Annotated in this window: 20 protein-coding genes; 2 read left to right on the plus strand and 18 right to left on the minus strand. The window is 60.5% G+C overall.

Features of this window, described 5'->3' with window-relative positions; genetic code table 11:
- Positions 1-28 precede the first annotated feature (28 nt).
- The 5 genes from H8Z83_RS02805 to H8Z83_RS02825 form a co-directional block, all read right to left on the minus strand.
- Positions 29-1477 carry a DUF4179 domain-containing protein gene (locus H8Z83_RS02805; RefSeq protein WP_187013658.1) on the minus strand — a complete coding sequence of 483 codons (1449 nt, stop codon included), beginning with the start codon at positions 1475-1477 and terminating at the stop codon, positions 29-31.
- Positions 1474-1953 carry a sigma-70 family RNA polymerase sigma factor gene (locus tag H8Z83_RS02810; RefSeq protein ID WP_187013659.1) on the minus strand — a complete coding sequence of 160 codons (480 nt, stop codon included), beginning with the start codon at positions 1951-1953 and terminating at the stop codon, positions 1474-1476. Before H8Z83_RS02810 ends, H8Z83_RS02805 begins: the two co-directional genes overlap by 4 nt.
- A 128-nt stretch (positions 1954-2081) precedes the next feature.
- Positions 2082-2963, minus strand: a complete 882-nt coding sequence (gene xerD / locus H8Z83_RS02815) for a site-specific tyrosine recombinase XerD (RefSeq protein WP_187013660.1) — start codon at positions 2961-2963, stop codon at positions 2082-2084.
- A 17-nt stretch (positions 2964-2980) separates the two neighbouring features.
- The gene (locus H8Z83_RS02820; RefSeq protein WP_187013661.1) at positions 2981-3601 is read right to left on the minus strand and encodes a stage II sporulation protein M; all 621 of its coding nucleotides are present in this window, start codon (positions 3599-3601) and stop codon (positions 2981-2983) included.
- A gap of 306 nt (positions 3602-3907) precedes the next feature.
- Positions 3908-4327, minus strand: a complete 420-nt coding sequence (locus H8Z83_RS02825; RefSeq protein ID WP_187013662.1) for a hypothetical protein — start codon at positions 4325-4327, stop codon at positions 3908-3910.
- A 283-nt stretch (positions 4328-4610) separates the two neighbouring features.
- On the opposite strand from H8Z83_RS02825, the gene H8Z83_RS02830 reads away from it, so the two are divergent.
- Together H8Z83_RS02830 and H8Z83_RS02835 are read left to right on the plus strand one after the other, a co-directional pair.
- Positions 4611-4763: a hypothetical protein gene (locus H8Z83_RS02830; protein WP_187013931.1), complete on the plus strand. Its 153-nt coding sequence runs from the start codon at positions 4611-4613 to the stop codon at positions 4761-4763.
- Positions 4764-4912: 149 nt separating this feature from the next.
- The gene (locus H8Z83_RS02835; RefSeq protein WP_187013663.1) at positions 4913-6436 is read left to right on the plus strand and encodes a DUF3794 domain-containing protein; all 1524 of its coding nucleotides are present in this window, start codon (positions 4913-4915) and stop codon (positions 6434-6436) included.
- A gap of 191 nt (positions 6437-6627) precedes the next feature.
- On the opposite strand, the gene H8Z83_RS02840 is transcribed toward H8Z83_RS02835, so the two are convergent.
- The 13 genes from H8Z83_RS02840 to H8Z83_RS02900 all read right to left on the minus strand — a co-directional run bounded on the left by H8Z83_RS02840 (position 6628) and on the right by H8Z83_RS02900 (position 19656).
- A complete protein-coding gene (locus H8Z83_RS02840) occupies positions 6628-7665 on the minus strand; it encodes an alcohol dehydrogenase (protein WP_187013664.1) in 1038 nt (345 codons plus the stop codon).
- Between the two features lie 213 nt (positions 7666-7878).
- The gene (gene rsgA, locus H8Z83_RS02845; protein ID WP_243184707.1) at positions 7879-8790 is read right to left on the minus strand and encodes a ribosome small subunit-dependent GTPase A; all 912 of its coding nucleotides are present in this window, start codon (positions 8788-8790) and stop codon (positions 7879-7881) included.
- A complete protein-coding gene (gene pknB, locus H8Z83_RS02850; protein ID WP_187013665.1) occupies positions 8771-10750 on the minus strand; it encodes a Stk1 family PASTA domain-containing Ser/Thr kinase in 1980 nt (659 codons plus the stop codon). Before pknB ends, rsgA begins: the two co-directional genes overlap by 20 nt.
- Positions 10751-10765: 15 nt before the next feature.
- Entirely contained in the window at positions 10766-11494 is a 729-nt protein-coding gene (locus H8Z83_RS02855) for a Stp1/IreP family PP2C-type Ser/Thr phosphatase (protein ID WP_187013666.1), read from the minus strand.
- Positions 11491-12534, minus strand: coding sequence for a dual-specificity RNA methyltransferase RlmN (gene rlmN / locus H8Z83_RS02860; RefSeq protein ID WP_187013667.1), 1044 nt, complete (start codon positions 12532-12534; stop codon positions 11491-11493). The genes H8Z83_RS02855 and rlmN overlap by 4 nt, the downstream gene beginning before the upstream one ends.
- Before the next feature lie 10 nt (positions 12535-12544).
- Positions 12545-13864 (minus strand): 16S rRNA (cytosine(967)-C(5))-methyltransferase RsmB, encoded by a 1320-nt coding sequence (gene rsmB, locus H8Z83_RS02865; protein ID WP_187013668.1) that lies wholly within the window; start codon positions 13862-13864, stop codon positions 12545-12547.
- Positions 13864-14601 (minus strand): zinc metallopeptidase, encoded by a 738-nt coding sequence (locus H8Z83_RS02870; protein WP_187013669.1) that lies wholly within the window; start codon positions 14599-14601, stop codon positions 13864-13866. The genes rsmB and H8Z83_RS02870 overlap by 1 nt, the downstream gene beginning before the upstream one ends.
- A gap of 13 nt (positions 14602-14614) precedes the next feature.
- Positions 14615-15526, minus strand: a complete 912-nt coding sequence (gene fmt / locus H8Z83_RS02875) for a methionyl-tRNA formyltransferase (protein WP_187013670.1) — start codon at positions 15524-15526, stop codon at positions 14615-14617.
- Positions 15526-16017, minus strand: coding sequence for a peptide deformylase (gene def / locus H8Z83_RS02880; RefSeq protein ID WP_187013671.1), 492 nt, complete (start codon positions 16015-16017; stop codon positions 15526-15528). The genes fmt and def overlap by 1 nt, the downstream gene beginning before the upstream one ends.
- A gap of 31 nt (positions 16018-16048) precedes the next feature.
- Positions 16049-18508 carry a replication restart helicase PriA gene (gene priA, locus H8Z83_RS02885; protein WP_187013672.1) on the minus strand — a complete coding sequence of 820 codons (2460 nt, stop codon included), beginning with the start codon at positions 18506-18508 and terminating at the stop codon, positions 16049-16051.
- A 29-nt stretch (positions 18509-18537) separates the two neighbouring features.
- Complete coding sequence (gene rpoZ / locus H8Z83_RS02890; protein WP_187013673.1) at positions 18538-18756, minus strand: DNA-directed RNA polymerase subunit omega; 219 nt, start codon at positions 18754-18756, stop codon at positions 18538-18540.
- 67 nt (positions 18757-18823) lie between these two features.
- Positions 18824-19414 carry a guanylate kinase gene (gene gmk / locus H8Z83_RS02895; protein ID WP_207731972.1) on the minus strand — a complete coding sequence of 197 codons (591 nt, stop codon included), beginning with the start codon at positions 19412-19414 and terminating at the stop codon, positions 18824-18826.
- Positions 19411-19656, minus strand: coding sequence for a DUF370 domain-containing protein (locus H8Z83_RS02900; protein ID WP_187013674.1), 246 nt, complete (start codon positions 19654-19656; stop codon positions 19411-19413). Before H8Z83_RS02900 ends, gmk begins: the two co-directional genes overlap by 4 nt.
- Between the last annotated feature and the right edge of the window lie 3 nt (positions 19657-19659).

Raw genomic sequence — 19659 nt, forward strand, 5'->3', positions numbered from 1 at the left:
ACGCACGCTTGGCTTGTTTGATTTCCGTTTATTTGATGACCACTTGAGCGGTGCTGTCGGTGATCCGGGTCCAGCAGGGCTCCAGCCACACGCGGTCCGCCGTGCAGTCCTTCAGGCCGAAGGTCTCAAAGTACCGTCCTTCCTCTTTCGCGGCTTTTTCGGCGGCCTCGTAAGATTCCAGCTCCGCGCCGGAGATCTCGCCCAAGATCATGGGGGAACTGGATGCACCCCGCTGATTGATGTCATGGGCCGTGCCGTCCTCGTCATAAAAACGGTTTTTCCAGATCTGGTAATGCATCGTTTTCTCCCAGCGATACCCAGCGCTGAAGGACACCACCCAGCCGGCATCCCGCTTCTCCGCCCATTCCAGACGGACGCCCTGGGGCGGGTTCTCGATCATGCCCTTTGCCAGATCTACCTTCACCCGCTCCTGTCCCTTGTCGATCCAGGAAGCCCCGGTGACATGGAGGGTCAGGTGTTCCCCTGTGGAGAAATAGGGACTGTCCAGCCAGACGGAATCCGTGGAGGGATCGTCCGGGTTTCCGGTGGCGGAAATGCCGTTGACAATGCCGTTGAACCGCTCTCCCCGCTCGTTTTCCAGATAGAAGTTCAACTCCGTCAGCCATGCGGTGTTGGCGGGGTCATAGTCAAAGTTCAGCCGCAGGTGGGTGGGATAGATTTCCGCCTCCGTCAGCGTTACGGATTGGCCGTCCAACAGGAAGGTCTCTCCTACATCAATGACCGTCCCCTGCTCCGTGTAGGTGGGGTCGAAGCGCAGCTCAAAGGTAAAGGTAGCCAAAATCTCCCGCTGCTCCTTCGGGTTATCGGACAGCAGCTCGTCGCCGTAGTCGGCCACGTTGGACCGCGCCGGGGGTGTTTGGTTCTCATAGAGATGCTTGTTGTCATAAACGCCGAAGGTCATGGTCAGGCAGTCCGGTACATCCCGGTTCATAAAGTCGATCCGGAAGTCGATCAGGTCGCCGTTTTCAATGCCATAGCTGCTGAGAGATGTGCTGTATCCCTCCTGCTCCCCCGGCACCGTCAGCGTTGGGTGGTCTAAATCCAGATGGGCGTAATCGTCAGACTGGATGGAGAAGAATACGTCCACCTGCTTCCGGTCTACGATCAGGTACTCCACCCGGGCCGTGATGCCGTTTTGCGATTGGGACAGCCGGAGGGGCTGCGCATAGTCATTCTCCACGGCGGCGGACAGGCTGGGAGACCAGCTTACCGCCTTGGCCAGATCCGCCAGAAGAGGGATCCGTCCGCAGGCCCGGGCGAAGGGCGTCGACAGGTTCACCAGCAGCACAAATGCCGCGAAGCAGGCCGCCAGACCGCCCAGAGAAGTACCGAAAAATCGCCGTTTTTTCTGTAAAGTATTTTCCCTGTTCAGTGCTTTATTTACCGTATTATTTAGTTCTTCCGGGGTCTGTTCCAGCTCCGCCAACAGGGCGGCGTACTCGTCCATGCGGTTCATACCTGTCCCTCCTCTCCCAGTTCCAATTTCAGCAGGGCCAGCGCCCGTTTCTGGCGGGTGGCCGCAGTCCCCTGCGGAATGTTCAGTGCGGCGGCGGTCTCCGCTTGGGTGTACCCGGAGAAAAACCGCAGGATCACTACGCTGCTCAGCTCCTCCGGCAATCGGCGGATAGCCTCCTTCAGCGGCAGATGCTCGTAATCGTCCGGCCCGGCGGTATCCGGAAGCGCGTCCGCCCCGCCGGGATGGAACCGCCTCCGGCGGCGCAGCTCGTCCTGACAGGTGTTGATCAGGATCCGGGTGATCCAGGTCTCAAAAAGCGCCGGTGTTTGCAGCTGCTTCAGCCTCCGCAGCGCCCGGTATACCGTCTCATCCACCGCCTCAAGTGCGTCGGCCTCACTGCCCAGATAGAGATACGCCGTGCGGTACAGCCGGGTTTTGATGGCTTCTGTCCGGTCGGCAAATTCCTGCTGATCCATAGAGACCGCCTCCTCTCTGCTCTCTTTTGTCTATTAGACGGAGATGTGCCCCGTTTTGTTCTCACGAAGCGAAATATTTTTAGAAAAAACCGGCGGGGCTTCTGCCCTGCCGGTTGTTACGCTTGCGCTTATGCTCTCGGGTGCGCCTTCTGGTAGACGTCCTTGAGCTGATTCTTGATGACGTGGGTGTAGATCTGGGTGGAGGAAATATCCGCGTGGCCCAGCATCTCCTGAATGGCCCGGAGGTCCGCGCCGTTTTCCAGCAAATGCACCGCAAAGGAATGGCGCAGAGTGTGGGGGGTGATGTCCTTCTGGATGCCCGCCTTCTCCTGATAGTGCTTGATGATTTTCCAGAAACCCTGACGGCTCATACGCTCGCCGTTCATGTTCACGAACAGGGCCGTTTCCTCCGTGTCCGCGATCAGCTGGGGCCGGACGCCCTTGATATAATCCTGAAGCGCCTTCACCGCGCCGTGATACAGGGGGATGATCCGCTCCTTTTTGCCGTTGGAGCAGCGGATAAAGCCCGCCGGCAGGTTCAGGTCCCCAATGTCCAGTGCGATCAGTTCGCTGACCCGGATGCCGGTGGCGTACAGCAGCTCCAGCATGGCATGATCCCGGAAGCCCTTGGCGTCCACGCACTCCGGCTGTTCCAGAAATAGCTCCACCTCTTTGGCTGTGAGGATCTCCGGGTATTTCCGCTCCACCTTGGCGGCGGCCACCCCCTGTGCCGGGTTCTTTTTCAACTCCCCGGCAGCCACCATATAGCTGTAAAAGGACTTGACGGACGCCAGAAACCTGGTGACGGAGGCGGCGGACTTCCCGTGGCTCAGCATCCAGTCCATGTAGTCCTGGACTGCCGCGCTGTCCGCCTCCCGCAGGTCTATGTCGCAGTAATTATGTAAATACTCAGCGAATTGGGTCGTATCCCGGAGGTAGGAACTGACGGTGTTCCGGGAGGAATGCTTTTCATCGGACAAATACGCACCAAAACGGGCAATATCATCCATTTCCGTCAACTCCCTTCCTAAAAAAATCGTTCCAGCAGCGCGCGGAGCAGAAACGGCGACAGCCGCAGTTCTATCCACGCGCCCAGACACAAAATCAAACACACAATACCGAAGCCCAGCCAACAACCACGGCCGCAGGCGGAAAACGCGGCGCACCGTCTCCCCCGGGACAGTCCACGCAGTGCGGCGGCCCGGCCCATCGCAGGCGCCGCCAGCAGAAAAAAGCAAGGCACCGTGACCAGACAGCGAAAGCCGAAAAAGGCCAGCGCCAGCAGCAGGCCCCGCCCGCCGAAGGAAGCCGTCAGGCACCCCGCCGCATAGGCCGGAAAAAAGCCCGCAGCAGCCGCCAGCAGCGGCAGCAACAGGATTCCCGCAGAGCAGACGCCGCATAGGAACGCCAAAACCGGTCCTTGCAGATAGAGCAGCGTCAGAGAACAAACCACGGAAATTCCAAGGTCCTGACTCTGCGCCAAGGCCAGATAATCCGTCAGGTACGTGGTCAGTTCCCGTTCCACATCCCCGGAGATCCGTCCGGCGCAGACAACACCCGCGCCGATCCCGAGAAAAAAGAAAACCGCCAGCAGCAGGCTGTGCAGCCGGCTGGGGTCTGTCCATCGTTCCGCACGATTCCATTTCAAACCGCATCACCTCACCCCAGCCTATGAAAGTGGGACAAGATTTATGTTGCGGTTGACGTAAAACTTTTCTCATTCAAATATAATTCAAATGGCGCCGTTTCGCAAGGTGTTTCCAGAAAATACCTGTTTTTCGGCGTTTATGCTAAAATATTATGTAAACTGTATTATGTAAACCTCGTAAATCACAGCATAAAACAGCACCTTTTCTCTCATTTTACGCAAGATGTAGTGTCTATCCCCCGCAGAATCTTCCCATATCTGACCACACCGAAAAAAAGGAGCGCCGCCCCACCGGACGGCGCTTTTTCAAACGGAACGCAGCTTTTTGTGAGATTTCACCAATCGCTTGTTGGACCGCTTCCCCACCTTTCCGCAGAGCAGCGCCGCCAGCAGCCCGCCCAGCAGGATCAGAGCCAGCAGGATCAGCCCCCGGACCGCGATCCCCTCGCCCCAGCCGCCGAAGCAAAGCAAGATCAGAAGCAGGGCGAAGGCCCCCGCATTCAGCAGACTCCCGCCCGGACCCAGTCTCCCCTTCCCTGCCGGAAGTCCCCCGGCGAAGGCCGCGCAGAAGGCCAGCGCCCCCAGCGCCTGCGGGACCCTGTCCTCCCCCACGATCCCCTTCACCGCCAGCAGCGTCACCAGCAGGACACCCAAGCCGTCCACAGCCGCCGTCAGCAGCAAGCACAAAGCGATCTGCTTTCCCGCCGGTTTCTTTTTTCCGGACATCCGATCCCCTCCCCCAAGCATTTCTTCTGGAACAGCTTATGCCATCAGCGGCCATTTTTATGACAGGACACACACCATATTTAAAACCGCATCGGTCCGGATTTCAGGTGCAGCTGCAAGCCGACCTGCGGCCGATCGCAAAGCTCCCCATCGAGGTCACACTCATTTGGTCCCCGGAGCGGTGAAAAAGCACATGCATCCGCATCCGATTTCGGAAGAAAACCGGAACCGGGGACAGGGGTGCGGTCATATATTGGGCTGTAAGGAAAGGAGGCGGAGCCGGGTGTTTCGGGGAGGACGGAACTGCATCATTGGAATATTCGCCATCGCCATGGGGGCAGGCATCCTCATCGCGGCCATTTTTCCAACGGGACTGTTGATGTTCCTGGTGGCAACATTGCTGATCGCCAGCGGCTGTGCCTGCTGGAAGCGGTAGAAAGGAGAGGGGTATGAATATCGTAGTGTGGAAGGCGCCCAAGGCCATGCGGGGACTACTGCGGAAGCTGTTCAGAATCCAGGCATAAGGGGTCCCCGCCGCTCATAAACTGCACTGAAGTACACTGAGCGGAAAGGAAGGATACCCACATGGAACTGGAATTAAAAAAGGAGTGTCTGGATACATACGAGTTAGGAGAGCCGCAGACGCTGACGCAGGAGGAGACCGCGGAGACCATCGTTCCGGATTACTGCCCGGACATCGCCCGGATCATTTCGGCGGAGGGCGTGGTCTGCCTTCACGGCGGCACAGAGCAGGACGGCGTCACCGGCACCGTCCGGGTGACGGTCCTCTACACGCCGGAGAATGAGTCCGGCGTCCGGGCACTGGAATTCGCCATGCCCTTTTCGGCGCAAGGGGAAGGGTTGGCCGGGTGCGCCCATGTAGTGGTGGAGACGGAGATCGAGTTGCTGGAAAGCCGGATGCTGAATCCCCGGAAGATCTTCACCCGCTGCAAGCTGGTGACCCATCTGGCCGGCTGCCGGAAGGTATGCCTGACCATCTCCTCCGACGCGGAGACGGACCCGGCGCTGCTGGTGGAAAAGCGGTGCTGCGGGCAGACGGTGTCTTTGCTGCGGCAGGTGGCGGAAAAGGATCTGACTTTTTCGGAGACCATGTCCCTGTCGCTGGGCCGGGAGGGTGCGGCGGAGCTGCTCCACTGCCGGGCCAACGGCATCATGACGGAGACTAAGGCCATTGGCAACAAGCTGATCTTCAAGGGGGTCTTTTTGGTTTCCGCACTGTACCGCACCATCGGCGGACAGCTGGCCTCCGCCAGCGCGGAACTGCCCTTTTCACAGATCATGGAGACGGATAGCACAGAGGAAAATACCCAGGTGTCCATGCGCCTGCGGATCACCGGGACGGACATTCAGATCGACGGCTCCGATGACGAGGGCCGCCAACTGTCCGTGACGGTCTACTATCACACCATGGCCTTTCTGCGGGAGACACGGGAGGTCACGCTGCTGACGGACCTCTACTCCACCGCCTACGAGATCCGCTATGAGCCGAGTCAACTGGATCTGTGCAGCCTGTACGAGTCCGTGACCCGGCGTCAGACCGTCCGGGAGGTGCTGGAGATCGGCGTGGCGGCGGAGGCAGTGCTGTCCCTGTGCGCCGACTGCGGGGCGGTGTCCGTCAGCCGGGAGGGAGAAATTACTCAGCTGCGGACGGCGGTGACGGTCCGGGCGCTGTATCTGGACGAGGGGGGCGCCTGTTTGTCGGCAGAGCGCTGCATCGACGTCTGCTGCCCCATGGAGCTGCCAAAGGACTGTACCGTGTCCGCCCGTGCCTTCTGTGGGGAGGAAATTCAGGGAACTTTGGGAGACCGTGGCATCGAGGTCCGATTCCCGGTTGATTTTCAGGTGGAGGTCTGCGGCCGGTGCCGCAAGCTGTGCGTAGCCTCCGCCGTGCTGGACGAAAGTACGCCCAAGGACCTGTCCAACGCGCCATCCCTGATTTTGCGCTGCGTGGGCAGGCAGGAATCCGCATGGGAGGTGGCAAAGCGCTACAACACCACCATCGCGGACATTTTAGCAGCAAATCAGTTGGAACAGGAATCTGAGATCCCCTGCGAACGGCTGCTGCTGATTCCGAAAAAGAGGGCGTAAGAAATCGAAGCCAATCCCAAACAGAAGTCCGCAAAAAGTCCGGTACGTGTCTCTTTCAAAAAAGAATCGTGCAGCCCCCTCGTTTTGGCCGCCAACGCAAAAAGGCTTGCTGTCGATTGACAGCAAGCCTTTTTAGTCTCTGTATCGGATCGCAACAGGGCGACAGTTGGGCCAGTGGTTCCCGCATGGGATCATGAGCACTCCACCGCGACCTTGATCACGTTGTCTCGCCGGTTTTCAAAGAGCTCGTAGGCCTCTTCGATCCTGCTGAGGGGATAGGTGTGGGTGATGAGCGGCTCGGTGTCCAGTTTCCCCTCCGCGATGAGACGCAGCGTTTCCTCGCAGTTGCAGCCGTCCACGCCGCCGGTCTTGAAGGTGAGGTTCTTGCCGTACATATCCGGCAGCGGCAGAACCTGGGCCTTGTCATACAGTGCCACCACCGTCACGATGGCGTTGGGTCTCGCGCACTCCCAGGCCAGACGGAAGGTAGATTCCGCGCCGGCCACCTCCAACACCACGTCCGCGCCGCCGTGGTCGCTGTTTGTGCGTACAAAATTCAGGCACTCGTCCGGCGAGACCGTCAGCACCTCCGGATAATGCTTATTGATGAAGCGGACTCGGCTCTCATCCTTTTCGCAGACAATGATGCGCTTCGGCTGTTTCAGCATCACGCAGAGCAGCGTGCAAATTCCGGTGGGGCCCGCTCCGAGGATCAACACGGTGTCCTCCGCTGTGATCTCAGAAATACGAGCCGCCCAGAAGCCGGTGGCGAGGACATCCCCCACCAGCAAAGCCTGCCGATCGGTGACGCCGTCTGGAATTTTGTTCAGGCCCTGATCGGCGAAGGGTACCCGCACGTATTCCGTCTGGCCGCCGTCAATGCGGCAGCCCAAGGCCCAGCCGCCGTTTTCATCGGTACAGTTGTTCACAAAGCCCTTCTTACAGAAAAAGCACTCACCGCAGAAGGTCTCCACATTCACCGTCACCCGGTCCCCCGGCTTGACATGGGTCACGGCGCTGCCCACCGATTCCACAACGCCCACCATCTCATGTCCCACCGTGATACCGGGAACGGCCCGGGGAACGCTGCCATGCTTGATGTGCAGATCGCTGGAGCAGATGCTGGCCAGCGTCACCTTCACAATGGCGTCCCGCTCATGCAGCAGCACCGGCTTCGGCTTTTCCAGCAATGCAAATTTTCCCTTTTCAACGTATGTGTAAGCCTGCATTTCCTGATCCTTCCATTCATTTCAGTTGATTGATATATCTTACCACAGCATACCGTTTTCCGCAAGGAGAAGCAGGCCCGATGAGAACGCAGCGGCTTATGCAGCGCTCTGATTGCGAGCCGGAGTACTCCCGAACTGCCATTTCGACGCAGAAAAGCGCCCCGCTTGTGAGACTGGCATATCTCACAAACGGGGCGCAAATATGGGGCGTACTTATTTTCGCTTTTCCTGCCATTCCCGCAGAGGTTTCAGTTCCTCGAACAGGCGCAGATAACTCTGATACCGGCTGGGCTGGATCTTCCCCGCTTCCAGAGCTTCCCGCACGGCGCAGCCCTTTTCCTTGGTATGGCTGCAATCCAAAAACTGGCACTCCCCCAAATAGGGAGCGAACTCCCGGAAGGTCTCCGGCAGGCGGTGTTTCAGTTCCAGATTCAGTTCCTCCGTTTCAAAAGAGGAAAATCCCGGTGAATCCATGATCTCCGCCCCGCAGCTCAGACGGAACAGCTCCACATGGCGGGTGGTATGGCGTCCCCGGCCCAGCGCCGTGCTGATCTCCCCGGTCTTTAGCTGGAACGCCGGGTCCAGCGCGTTCAGAATGCTGGATTTCCCTACGCCGGAGTTGCCTGTAAAGGCAGATAGCTTACCAGTGATCAAGGGGATCAGTTCCTCCAGACCCTCTCCGGTCTCCGCGCTGATCCGCAGTGTCGGGAACCCGGCGGCGGTATAGATGCGGTACAGTTCCTCTGCCGGGTCCAGATCGCACTTATTCAGCAGCACCATCACCTCGCAGCCCTTCAGGGCAGCGATGGCCGCAATGCGGTCGATGAGAAAGGGGTCTGTTTTGGGGATGGCGGCGGAGCCGATCACAACCAACTGGTCGATATTCGCCACCGCCGGCCGCTCAAAGGCGTTTTTCCGGGGGAGGATAGACTCCACGAACCCCTCGCCGTTTCCCAGCTCCCGGACCGTCACCCGGTCCCCCACCAGAGGGGACAGGCCCTCCTTCCGGAATTTTCCCCGGGCACGGCAGGTCAGCACCTCCGCGCCGGTATCCACATAGTAAAAGCCGCTGAGGGCTTTTTGAATCCGTCCCTCTGCCATCGTATCAACCAAAGCTCCGCTCATAGGATTGCTTCTGATCCAGCACGCCGTCAAAGTAGACCTTCACCATTTTCCGGCCCGTGCCGTAAAGGGTGGTGCTCACGGCTCCGTCCGCCTCGTAGACGGTCTCGCTGTACTGGGGATTCGGCTCGTCGCCCACATAGATCTCTACCTTGACAATGTCCTTTCCGTTCTGGGGAATGTCCACCGTGATGGGCAGGGCGCTGCTGGCCAGTCCCGCGCTGACCCGGAACTTGATGGTCGTCCACTCCGGCACGGTCTCGCCGCTGGCCGGACTCTGCCAGACAATGGTGCCGCCGGGCTTGTCGCTGTCCACTACCTCCACATCTGCGGCGTCGCAGGTCAGCTTGTAGCTTTCCAGCTGGGACAACACGCTGTCAATGCTCATTCCCACAAAGGGCAGGACCGTTACCGGTTTGATGTCCGGGCCCTTGCTGAGGATCAACTTTACGGTATCGCCCTTTTTCAGGATCTCGCCCTGAGCCGGCTCCGTCTTGATGACGTACCCCTCCGTGATCTCCTCGGAGAACTGCTTCAATTCCTCCGGGGCCTCCACGGTCAGCTCCAGATTGTATTCCTTGTTCAGCTTTTCCAGCAGGATACGGGCGTCCTGCTCGGATTTGTTTTCCAGATCCGGCACCTCGCCGGTCTCCTCACCGGCGCTGACCCACACCTGGATCACCAGCTGGCTGCCCTTCCGGGTCTCCCCCTTCTTGGGGTCCTGCCGGAGGATGTGGCCCTCCGGCACGTCGGTGCTGAACTCAGAGCCGGCCTTCTGGATCTCAAAAACACCTTCGATCCGGGGATCGTCCTCCGCTTCCTCGATGGTCATGTTATACAGATCCGGCACCTGATACTGGTCCACCACCGCCGGGGCAAAGGAGCCGAGGATGGTCTTGAACAGCACGATCACCACGGCTACCGCCGCCACCGTCACGGCACTCACCAGCACACCCCGCTTGCCGCTACCGGTGCGGCGGGGCTCCTCGTCCTCGTCCCGTTCCCGGCGGGGATAATTCCGCTCCGGCTGATGGACGGGGATGGTCACCGTATGGCTGGGCATGGTGCGGATGGTCCGGGTAGGCTCGTCATTCTCCTCCGGGCGCAGGTCCGAAAGGTCGAATTTCATCTCCACCTCCGGATTCTTCCGGAAGGCCTCCAGATCCGCGATCATGGCGTCCGCCGACTGATAGCGGTGCTCCAGATCCGGGGCCATGGCCTTCATGCAGATCAGTTCCAACTGCTCGGGAATATCGGGATTGATCTCCCGCGGAGCCAGCGGAATGGAGCTGAGGTGCTGGATGGCCACAGAAACGGCGGACTCTCCTTCAAAGGGCAGCCGTCCGGTGAGCATCTCATAAAGCACCACGCCGGAGGAATAGATGTCGCTGCGGGCGTCCGGCCGGTCGCCCCGTGCCTGCTCCGGAGAAATATAGTGGACGGAGCCAAGGGCTTCCTGCGTCAGGGTCTGGGCGGAATCCGCCAGACAGGCGATGCCGAAATCGGCCACCTTCACGCTGCCGTCCCGCAGGACCATGATGTTCTGGGGCTTGATGTCCCGGTGGATGATGCCACGGCTGTGGGCGTGGCTGAGGCCCCGCATGATCTGGGTGATGAAGTGCAGAGACTCCCGCCAGTTCAGCTGGCCCCGCTTTTCCATATACTGCTTGAGGGTGATGCCGTCGATCAGCTCCATGACGATATATTCCATATCGCCGCCCCGGGACACATCGTACACCGATACGATGTTGGGGTGAGACAGCTGGGCAACAGCCTGCGACTCCGCGTTGAACCGGCGGCGGAACTCCTCGTTCTGCGCCAGATCGCTTTTCAGAATTTTGATCGCCACCAGACGGTTGAGGCGATGGCACTTTGCCTTGTAGACGATCGCCATGCCGCCTGTGCCGATGCGCTCCAGGATCTCATAGCGGTTGTCCAGCATTTTTCCAATGTATTGATCCATACGTCTCCCCCCTTCTTACAGCTTCTGCATCAGGACTGCCGTCACGTTGTCCGGCGCGCCCTGACTTTTGGAAATATGCAGCAGCCGATCCAGACAGGTGTCCAGATCGCCGCCGTGGACGATCTCAAAGAGCATTTCCTGATCGGTGACGGTGTTCACCAGTCCGTCGGTGCACAGCAGGATAAAGTCCCCCTGCTCCATAGGGCGGATATACCCGTCGCAGGCAGCGTTGGTATCCCGGCCCAGAGCGCGGGTGATGAGGTTCCGCCCCGGATGGCGGCGGGCCTCATCGGCGGTGATGTCGCCGTGGTCCACCATGGTCTCCACCAGAGAGTGATCCTTGGTGATGCGGGTGATCCCCGCCTCCGTGATGTAATAGGCCCGGCTGTCGCCCACGTTGGTGATCACCGCGCCGTTCTCATAGGCCACAGCGGCAACCAGAGTGGTACCCATATTGGCAAGCGCCGCCTCCGCCTCTGCCCGCTCCGCCACAGCCCGGTTGGCCATGGCCACCGCGTAGGCAGAAGCCTCCCGGAGCTGCTCCGGGGTCATATCCGGTTTCAGGGCCTTCTCCATCTCCGCCGCGTAAGTCTCCGACGCCAGCGTACTGGCAAGCCGGCCGCCGGCGGCACCGCCCATACCATCGCACACCACACAGATGTCACCGTTCCGGGCGATCCGGTAAGTATCCTGATTTTCCTTTCGCACAAGGCCAGTATCCGTAACGGCCCAGGTTTTTATCATGATTCAGCCGCTCCTTTTTTCCGTTCTTCCATTTCCTTCCGCCGCAGCTGGCCGCAGGAGGCGTCAATATCTCCTCCGAGGCTCCGCCGTACCGTGGCGGTCAGGCCGTGAGATTCCAGCCGCTTCTGAAACGCCGCCACCCGGCGGGAGGGCTTCAGGGGACTCTCCGCCACATCGTTCAGCGGGATCAGGTTCACATGCCCCGGCATCCCCTTCAGCTTTTTGGCGATGAGATCCGCCTGCCAGTCGTGGTCATTGACACCGTCGATCATGGCGTATTCAAAGGAGATCCGCCGCCCGGTCTTTTTGAAGTACCGGTGGCAGGCGTCAAACAGCTTTTCCACGTCATAGGCCCGGTTCACCGGCATGATTTTGGATCGTGTCTCACTGTCCGGCGCGTGGAGGGAAACCGACAGCGTCAGCTGTAATTCCAGGTCCGACAGTCGGTCAATGCCGGGGATCACGCCGCAGGTGGACAGAGAGATGTGCCGCATACCGATGTTCAGCCCGTCGGGATGGTTCACCAGTTCCAGAAACCGCAGCACGTTGTCCAGATTGTCCAGCGGCTCGCCGATGCCCATCAAAACGATATTGGAAATGGGCAGGCCGGAGTCCTTCTGGGCGAAGATCACCTGATCCAGAATTTCAGACGGTGTCAAATCTCTTACCTTGCCAGCAATGGTAGACGCGCAAAAAGCGCACCCCATCCGGCAGCCCACCTGAGAGGAAACACAGACAGTATTTCCGTGGTGGTACTGCATGACCACCGTCTCGATGCAGTTGCCGTCCAGCAGCTGCCACAGGTACTTCACGGTGCCGTCCAGCTTGGAGACCTGTTTACGGGCCACGGAGGGCGCCGTGATATAACACCGCTTCTTCAGAGTTTCCCGCAGGGACTTGGAGAGATTGGTCATCTCGTCAAAGGAGGTGACGCCCTTATGGAGCCAGGTAAAGACCTGCTTGCCCCGGAAGGCCGGTTCCCCCATCGCCTTCAGGGTCGCCGTCATTTCCTCCAGGGTCTGGGATTTCAAATCGATCATATCGTCCTCGTTATTTCCGCTTCATGCGGCAGATGTAAAAGCCGTCGGTACCGTGGCGCTGGGGCCAGAGGGTCAGCTGCCCCTCCGCCTCCCCTACCGGCGCCGGCAGGGTGAAGCCGTCCCGGCAGAAATCGCTGTGCTCCGTCAGGAAGGCGTCCGTCACCTGCTCGTTTTCCTCCGGCAGAATGGTGCAGGTGGAATACACCAGCACGCCGCCGGGGGCCACATACCGGGCGGCGTTGTCCAGCAGCGCCGTCTGGATCACCGGCAGGATGAAGAGGTCGTCCGCCTTTTTGTAGCGGACGTCCGGCTTCTTCCGGATGATGCCCAGACCGGAGCAGGGAGCATCCACCAGCACCGTGTCAAACCGCTCCGCCCATTCCGGGCGGAACACCCGGCCGTCTCCGGCGGAGGTGGTAATAGAGGTCAGGTCCAGCCGGGCCGCGCCCTCCTGAATTCGTTTCAGCTTGTTTTCGTGGAGGTCGCAGGAGACGATTTCCCCTTTGTCCTCCATGGCAAAGGCGGCGCTGAAGGACTTGCCGCCAGGGGCGGCGCAGAGATCCAGCACCTTTTGCCCCGGCTGCACGCCGGCGATCAGGGACACCAGCCGGGCGGCGGGGTCTTGCACCAGCAGTTTACCCTCCCGGAAGGGGGCCAGTGTGGTCAGGTCTCCGGCTCCGGTCAGTTCCAGGCAACCGGGCACCCAAGGGTGGGGGGTTGCTTTCACGCCCCAGCCTTCCAGTTCCTTTATCAGGCTTTCCGCGTTGGTTTTCAGGGGGTTGACCTGTACCGTCAAAGGCGGGGTATCGTTATTCGCCGCCAGGAATGCTTCTGTCTCCTCCCGGCCTAAAATCGACAGCAGCCGCTTCACCAGCCATTTGGGATGACTGTACCGGATGGAGAGGTATTTTGCCTCGTCCCGCTCCGGGATGGGCGGCAGCGCCGTCTTATTTTGAGCGATCTTGCGGAGCACCGCGTTCACAAGGCCGGACGCCTGCCCTCTGCCGGAGATCTTCGCCAACTCCACGGAGGTGTTCACCGCCGCGCTGTCCGGCACCCGATCTAAATATAAGATTTGATATGCACCCAGACGCAGGATCTCCAGCAGCGGCGGCTGAAGATGATCCGGCTTCTGGGAGCAGTACGCGCTGAGGTAGAAATCCAACAACTGCTGGTTCTGGACCACGCCGTAAACCAATCGGCTGCACAGCGCCGCCTCCGGGCCCACCAGACCGTCTCGGCCTAACTGAGCTTTCAGAGCGGCGTCCGCCCAGGCATGGTTATTCCGACAGGACATCAGGACCCGCAGGGCCGTTTCCCGGGCGCCCATCAGTTGTCCCTCCGTCCGCGGTTATTGCGGCCCACAAAGATGAGCACATAGCGCAGCAGCTGCAAGGCGGACATCAACAGCGCAGCCACATAGGTCAGCGCAGCCGCCTTCAGCACCTTCCGTGCGCCGGGAAGCTCATCGTCATACAAAAGCTGTTCGTTTTCCAGCGTCTGCAAGGCCCGGTGGGAGGCGTTGAACTCCACCGGCAGGGTAATAAGCTGAAAAATCGTGGTCAGGGAGAACAGCAAAATGCCCACCAAAAACAAGGACTGGCTGTACAGGACCATGCCCACCAGCAGCAGGATGAAAGAAAACTTGGAGCCGATCTGGGTGGCGGGGATAATGGCCGTCCGCAGCCGCACCGGGCCGTAGTTTTCCGCGTACTGCACGGCGTGACCGGCCTCGTGGGCCGCCACGCCCACCGCCGCGATGGAGGTGGAGTTGTAGACGTTTTCCGACAGGGAAATGCTGTTGTCACGGGGATCGTAGTGATCCGTCAGGCTGCCGGAGCAGGGCCGGATGGCCACGTTGTAGACGCCGTGGGCCCGCAGCACCGCCTCCGCCGCCTGCGCGCCGGTGAGACGCCGCCGGTTGGCGACGCCGCTGTACCGCTTGAAGTTTCCGCTGACCTGCGCCTGCGCCCACAGGGACAGCAGGAGCACCGGGATCAGCAGAATGCAGTAGATATTATTCGCTAAAAAATCGCCGTAACCGCCGTAATAACCGTAATAAGGCATGGCGTTCCTCCAATCAGATATTCATGGGATGGCCCAGCAGATAGGCCGCCGCGCTCATGCGCTTGCCGCCCTCCGCCTGAAGCTCCGTGATCCAAAGGCTCTGCCCGTCGCCGCAGGCCACCTCGATGCCCTTCTTTCCGGCGGAAAGCAGCGTACCGGGCGTCTTGTCCGTAGCCGTGCCAACGGCTGTTTTGTAAATTTTGAACCGCTGGCCCGCCAGTTCCGCCGTGGCGCAGGGCCAGGGGATCAGTCCCCGCACCTGATTGCGGATGGCCGCCACAGGCTTCGTCCAGTCAATAGGAGACAGCTCACGGGACAGCATGGGCGCAAAGGTGGCCTGTGTGCTGTCCTGCGGGGTCCGGGGGGCCGTCCCCGCCGCCAACAGGGGAAGGGCCTCCGCCAGCGCCTCCGCGCCGACCTTTGCCAACCGGTCCCACAGAGAGGGCAGATCCTCCTCCGGGTCGATGGGCGTTTTCGCCGTGAGGATCACATCACCGGCATCCAGTTCCTCTGCCATATACATGATGGAAACGCCGGTCTCCGCGTCGCCGTTGAGCATGGCCCAGTTGATAGGGGCAGAACCCCGGTATTTGGGCAGCAGAGACGCATGGACATTCACGCAGCCAAGGGGCGGCACGTCCAGAATGTCCTTGGGCAGGATGCGGCCATAGGCCACCACCACGATCAGCTCCGGGGCCAGAGATCTCACCAGTTCCAGGGCCGTGCCGTCCCGCAGCTTGGTCGGCTGGTACACAGTCAGGCCCTGTGACAAGGCATATTCCTTCACGGGGGAAAAGGTCACTTTGTTCCGGTTCCGGGGCTTATCCGGCTGGGTGAACACGCCGCAGATCTCGTGGCCGTCCTCCACCAGCCGTTTCAGAGACACCGCCGCGAAATCCGGCGTGCCCATAAACAGGATGCGCATTATTCCTCGTCCTCCAGATATTCCTTCAGTTCCTCGTCGGTGAGGAAGTGGTCGATGTGCTCCACGAACAGGTGGCCGTCCAGATGCTCGATCTCATGGCAGAAGGCCCGGGCTGTCAGGCCCTCGGCCTCCGCCTCGAACCAGTCGCCGTCCCGGTCCTGCGCCCGGACCCGCACCCGGTTGGGCCGGGTGACGATGCCCCACTTGCCGGGGACGCTGAGGCAGCCCTCCAGCCCGGTCTGTTCGCCGCTCTGGGCGATGATCTCCGGGTTGATGAGCTCTAAATATTCCTCCGCTTCCTCGTCCAGCACCAGACAGACCCGGCGCAAGATCCCCACCTGGGGTGCCGCCAGTCCCGCGCCGTTGGCGTCTGCCAGCGTCTCCGCCATATCGTCCAGCAGGTCATGCAGCCGCCGGTCAAATTTTGTCACCGGGCGGCAGACCTTTGTCAGACACTCGTCGCCCTGTTCTACGATCTTTCGTAATGCCATGAATGGCACCTCCTTGATTTGATCACGGCGGTCAGTCCGCCGCGTTATGGTCCACAAACAGATTCATGCCCCGGTTGGCGCTGTCTTTGGCGAAGTCTTTTTGCAGCCATGCCAGCATTTCCCGGGTGGCCTTGTCATTCTTTCCCACCAGTGTGCAGCGGTAGCGGAACCGGTTATTCACCTTCACCACCGGCGCGGGGGCGGGGCCTAAGACCTCCGGCTCTCCGGCGGCCAACTCCGGCCGCCTGCAAAGCTGCCGCAGCGTCTCCCGGACGGACACGGCGGCCCGGAGCACCCGGCCCTCCTCCGTTCCGGAAACGGTGACAGTGAAAAGGTCCGCAAAGGGAGGATACCGCCGCAGCCGGCGCATCCGGATCTCGCTTTCGTAAAAAGCGTCATAATCCTGCCGGGCGGCGCACCGGATCACATCGTTCCCCGGCGTGTAGGTCTGGATCACGGCCCGGCCGGTTTTCCCGCCCCGGCCCGCACGGCCTACCACCTGGGTCAGCAGGCTGAAGGTACGCTCCGCCGCCCGGTAATTGTCCACATACAGGGAAATATCCGCGGAGAGAACGCCCACCAGCGTTACGTTTTCAAAATCCAGTCCCTTCGCCACCATCTGCGTCCCCAGCAGAATGGGGACACGCTCCCGCTCAAAGGTCTGCAGGATCTCCTCATGGCCCCCGGCGGTGGTATCGGCGTCCATCCGCAGGATGCCCGCCTCCGGGAACAGCTCCCGCAGTTCTTCCTCCACCTTCTGGGTGCCGGCGCCAACATGCTTCATCCAGCCGCCGCATTCCGGGCAGGTGTCCGCCGCCGGCTCGGAGTGTCCGCAGTAGTGGCACATCAGCCGCCCGTTGGCGGAATGATAGGTCATGGCGGTGCTGCACCGGGGACACTGGGGCACATAGCCGCACTCGCCGCACAGCAGCATCCGGCTGCTGCCCCGGCGGTTCAGAAACAGGATACTCTGCTCCCCCGCCGCCAGATTTTTTTCCAGCTCCTGCCGCAGTGGGGTGCTGATCAGGCCCGGGTTGCCGTTCAGGATCTCCTGCCGCAGATCCGCAATGAGGACCTCCGGCAAGGCGTTTTCGTTGTAGCGCCGCCGCAGCAGCGCCTTTTGATAGTTTCCCTGCTCCGCCGCCCAAGCGGTCTCCACCGTAGGCGTAGCGGAACCGAACACCAGCGCCGCCTTCTCCCGGACGCAGAGGTATTTGGCGACCTCCCGGGCATCGTACCGGGGTACGTTTTCCGACTGATAGCTTCCCTCCTGCTCCTCGTCCATGATGATGAGGCCCAGATTTTTCAGGGGCGCGAACAGAGCGGAGCGGGTCCCCAGCACCACGTCCACCTCTCCCCGGCGGATGCGTTTCCACTGGTCATAGCGCTCCGTCATTTTCAGGGAGCTGTGGAGCATGGCCACCCGGCTGCCGAAGTAGGAGCTGAATTTCCGCATCATCTGCGGCGTCAGCACGATCTCCGGCACCAGCACCATAGCGGTTTTTCCCAACGCCAGCGTTTCCTGCACCAAGCGCAGGTAGACCTGCGTCTTACCGCTGCCGGTAACACCGTGCAGCAGCGTAACCGACGGCTTTGCCGCCTGTACCCGGCCTAAAATCTCTTCAAAGGCCCGCTGCTGTTCTTCGTTCAAAACGATCTCCGGCCCCGGCTCCACATCGTCCAAGGACGGCACCCGCAGTTCTTCTTCCTCGGAAAAGGCGATCAGTCCCGCCTTCTCCATGGTCTTCAGCGTTCGGGCGGAGGCCCCGGTATAGTAGCTGACCTCCGCTGCCGGGGTCCGTCCCGCCGTGGCTAAGAAGTTCACTACCTCGTACCGCGCCGGGGCGGAGCGGCGCTTTGGCTCCGTCAGAGCGTAGGCGTCCTCCGTGTTGACCGCCAGCTCCACCATCCGGTGGGACTTATCGGCGATCTTGCGCTTGGCATCCGTCTCGCAGGCGAGGATCTCCGCCTTTTTCATGGCCTTGAGGGGCTTTTCCGCCCCGTCGCCCAAGGCGTCCCGCAGGACGCGGATATCCGCCTTGCCGCCCTGCTTTTCCAGCAGATCCAACACCTGCCACGCGCCGGGGATGCCCACGGCGGCGGAGCGGGCGGTCTCCGGCTCCATAGCCAGTGACCAAATCTCCCGCAGACCGTACCACAGTCCGGCGGGGAGAATGGTTTTCACCGCCTCGAACACTGTGCAGAAATACCGGCCCCGCATCCACAGCGCCAGGTCGATACCGGCCTTATCCAGCACCGGCTCCGGGTCCAAAACCTGCCGGATGGCCTTGCTCCCCGGCAGCTTCGGCTCCTGAACACGGGCCAGGATCAGGCCCTCGCTCTCCTTATTGCCCCGGCCAAAGGGCACCATGACCCGAACGCCGGGGACGGCCGCCGCTGCCAGCGCGTCCGGCACCAGATAGCTATACGGCTTATCAATGGAATAGGGCGCGGCGCTGACCGCAACCTTTACCATGTCCGCGGTCTCCATGCCTCGCCCTCCTCCAATGCTGTGTTCGATCAGTTATCGACAGAAATGGTCAGATCCATACCGCTGGCGTCGATCTTGCCGTCCGCCACCTCATGGATGGCCAGCGTCACAGGCTTCTCTTCCAGCTGGATGCCGGCCTCCTCGGCGTCATCGGCGATCTGGCGGGCGCGAAGGGCCACCACGTTCACCAGCATATAGCGGTTGGGGATGTGGCTTTTCAGCTTGTTCATAGCAGGATACAGCATCATAATAGTTTACTTCCAATCTGCCGTTGTGCGGCTTTAATTTTTTATTATATCAGGGAACAAACGGCGGTCACTCCGCCAGAACAGACATACGCTCCTTGGGCTTGCAGTGCTCGGCGGTGATGATGGCGTCCAGCTCCCGGACGGCATCCTCCACCGTATCGTTGATGACAAAATAATCGTAGGTATGGGCAGTCTGGAACTCCACCTTGGCCCGGAGCAGACGCTTCTGCACTTTCTCCGGATCGTCGGTGCCGCGGTCCTTCAGACGGCGTTCCAGTTCCTTCCAGCTGGGCGGGGCGATGAAGATCTTCACCGTGTCGGGCCGCTTGCTGGTGACCTGTAAGGCGCCTTGCACCTCAATGTCCAGGATCACATCCTGCCCCTTATCCATGGCCTCATCCACGAACCGCTTGGGGGTGCCGTAGAAGTTACCCACATATTCGGCGTATTCCAGAAACTGGTCCATGGCGATCCACTTGCGGAAGGACTCCGCATCCATAAAATGATAATGGATGCCGTCCAGTTCACCGGGCCGGGGGTCTCTGGTGGTGGCGGATACTGAAAAATACAGGTTCTTCCGCTTCTCCAGCAGAGCGCTGAGCACCGTGCTCTTGCCTACGCCGGATGGGCCGGAAATAATAAACGTTTTTCCTCTCATGATCCCTCTCCCTCTTGCTCCTTCGGGCTGAACCGCTCCGGCGGCAGCGCCGATAAAATCACGTGATCGCTGTCCATGATGAAAATGGACGCGGTCTTGCGGCCGTAGGTGGCGTCAATGAGCATACCGCGCTCCCGGGTCTCCTGCACCATTCGCTTGATAGGCGCGGAATCCGGGCTGACGATGGCCACCAGCCGCTCCTGAGATACCAGATTTCCAAAACCGATGTTGATCAGCTTCATGGC

This window comes from Dysosmobacter segnis, assembly GCF_014297285.1.
In the GTDB taxonomy this organism is placed as follows: Bacteria; Bacillota; Clostridia; order Oscillospirales; family Oscillospiraceae; genus Oscillibacter; species Oscillibacter segnis.

Bases quoted from the DNA above. Each gene is read 5' to 3' on its own strand.
- H8Z83_RS02805 (WP_187013658.1), bottom strand. From the start codon at position 1,477: ATGAACCGCATGGACGAGTACGCCGCCCTGTTGGCGGAGCTGGAACAG.
- H8Z83_RS02810 (WP_187013659.1), bottom strand. From the start codon at position 1,953: ATGGATCAGCAGGAATTTGCCGACCGGACAGAAGCCATCAAAACCCGG.
- xerD (WP_187013660.1), bottom strand. From the start codon at position 2,963: ATGGATGATATTGCCCGTTTTGGTGCGTATTTGTCCGATGAAAAGCAT.
- H8Z83_RS02825 (WP_187013662.1), bottom strand. From the start codon at position 4,327: ATGTCCGGAAAAAAGAAACCGGCGGGAAAGCAGATCGCTTTGTGCTTG.
- H8Z83_RS02835 (WP_187013663.1), top strand. From the start codon at position 4,913: ATGGAACTGGAATTAAAAAAGGAGTGTCTGGATACATACGAGTTAGGA.
- H8Z83_RS02840 (WP_187013664.1), bottom strand. From the start codon at position 7,665: ATGCAGGCTTACACATACGTTGAAAAGGGAAAATTTGCATTGCTGGAA.
- rsgA (WP_243184707.1), bottom strand. From the start codon at position 8,790: ATGAGCGGAGCTTTGGTTGATACGATGGCAGAGGGACGGATTCAAAAA.
- pknB (WP_187013665.1), bottom strand. From the start codon at position 10,750: ATGGATCAATACATTGGAAAAATGCTGGACAACCGCTATGAGATCCTG.
- H8Z83_RS02855 (WP_187013666.1), bottom strand. From the start codon at position 11,494: ATGATAAAAACCTGGGCCGTTACGGATACTGGCCTTGTGCGAAAGGAA.
- rlmN (WP_187013667.1), bottom strand. From the start codon at position 12,534: ATGATCGATTTGAAATCCCAGACCCTGGAGGAAATGACGGCGACCCTG.
- rsmB (WP_187013668.1), bottom strand. From the start codon at position 13,864: ATGGGCGCCCGGGAAACGGCCCTGCGGGTCCTGATGTCCTGTCGGAAT.
- H8Z83_RS02870 (WP_187013669.1), bottom strand. From the start codon at position 14,601: ATGCCTTATTACGGTTATTACGGCGGTTACGGCGATTTTTTAGCGAAT.
- fmt (WP_187013670.1), bottom strand. From the start codon at position 15,526: ATGCGCATCCTGTTTATGGGCACGCCGGATTTCGCGGCGGTGTCTCTG.
- def (WP_187013671.1), bottom strand. From the start codon at position 16,017: ATGGCATTACGAAAGATCGTAGAACAGGGCGACGAGTGTCTGACAAAG.
- priA (WP_187013672.1), bottom strand. From the start codon at position 18,508: ATGGAGACCGCGGACATGGTAAAGGTTGCGGTCAGCGCCGCGCCCTAT.
- rpoZ (WP_187013673.1), bottom strand. From the start codon at position 18,756: ATGATGCTGTATCCTGCTATGAACAAGCTGAAAAGCCACATCCCCAAC.
- gmk (WP_207731972.1), bottom strand. From the start codon at position 19,414: ATGAGAGGAAAAACGTTTATTATTTCCGGCCCATCCGGCGTAGGCAAG.
- H8Z83_RS02900 (WP_187013674.1), bottom strand. From the start codon at position 19,656: ATGAAGCTGATCAACATCGGTTTTGGAAATCTGGTATCTCAGGAGCGG.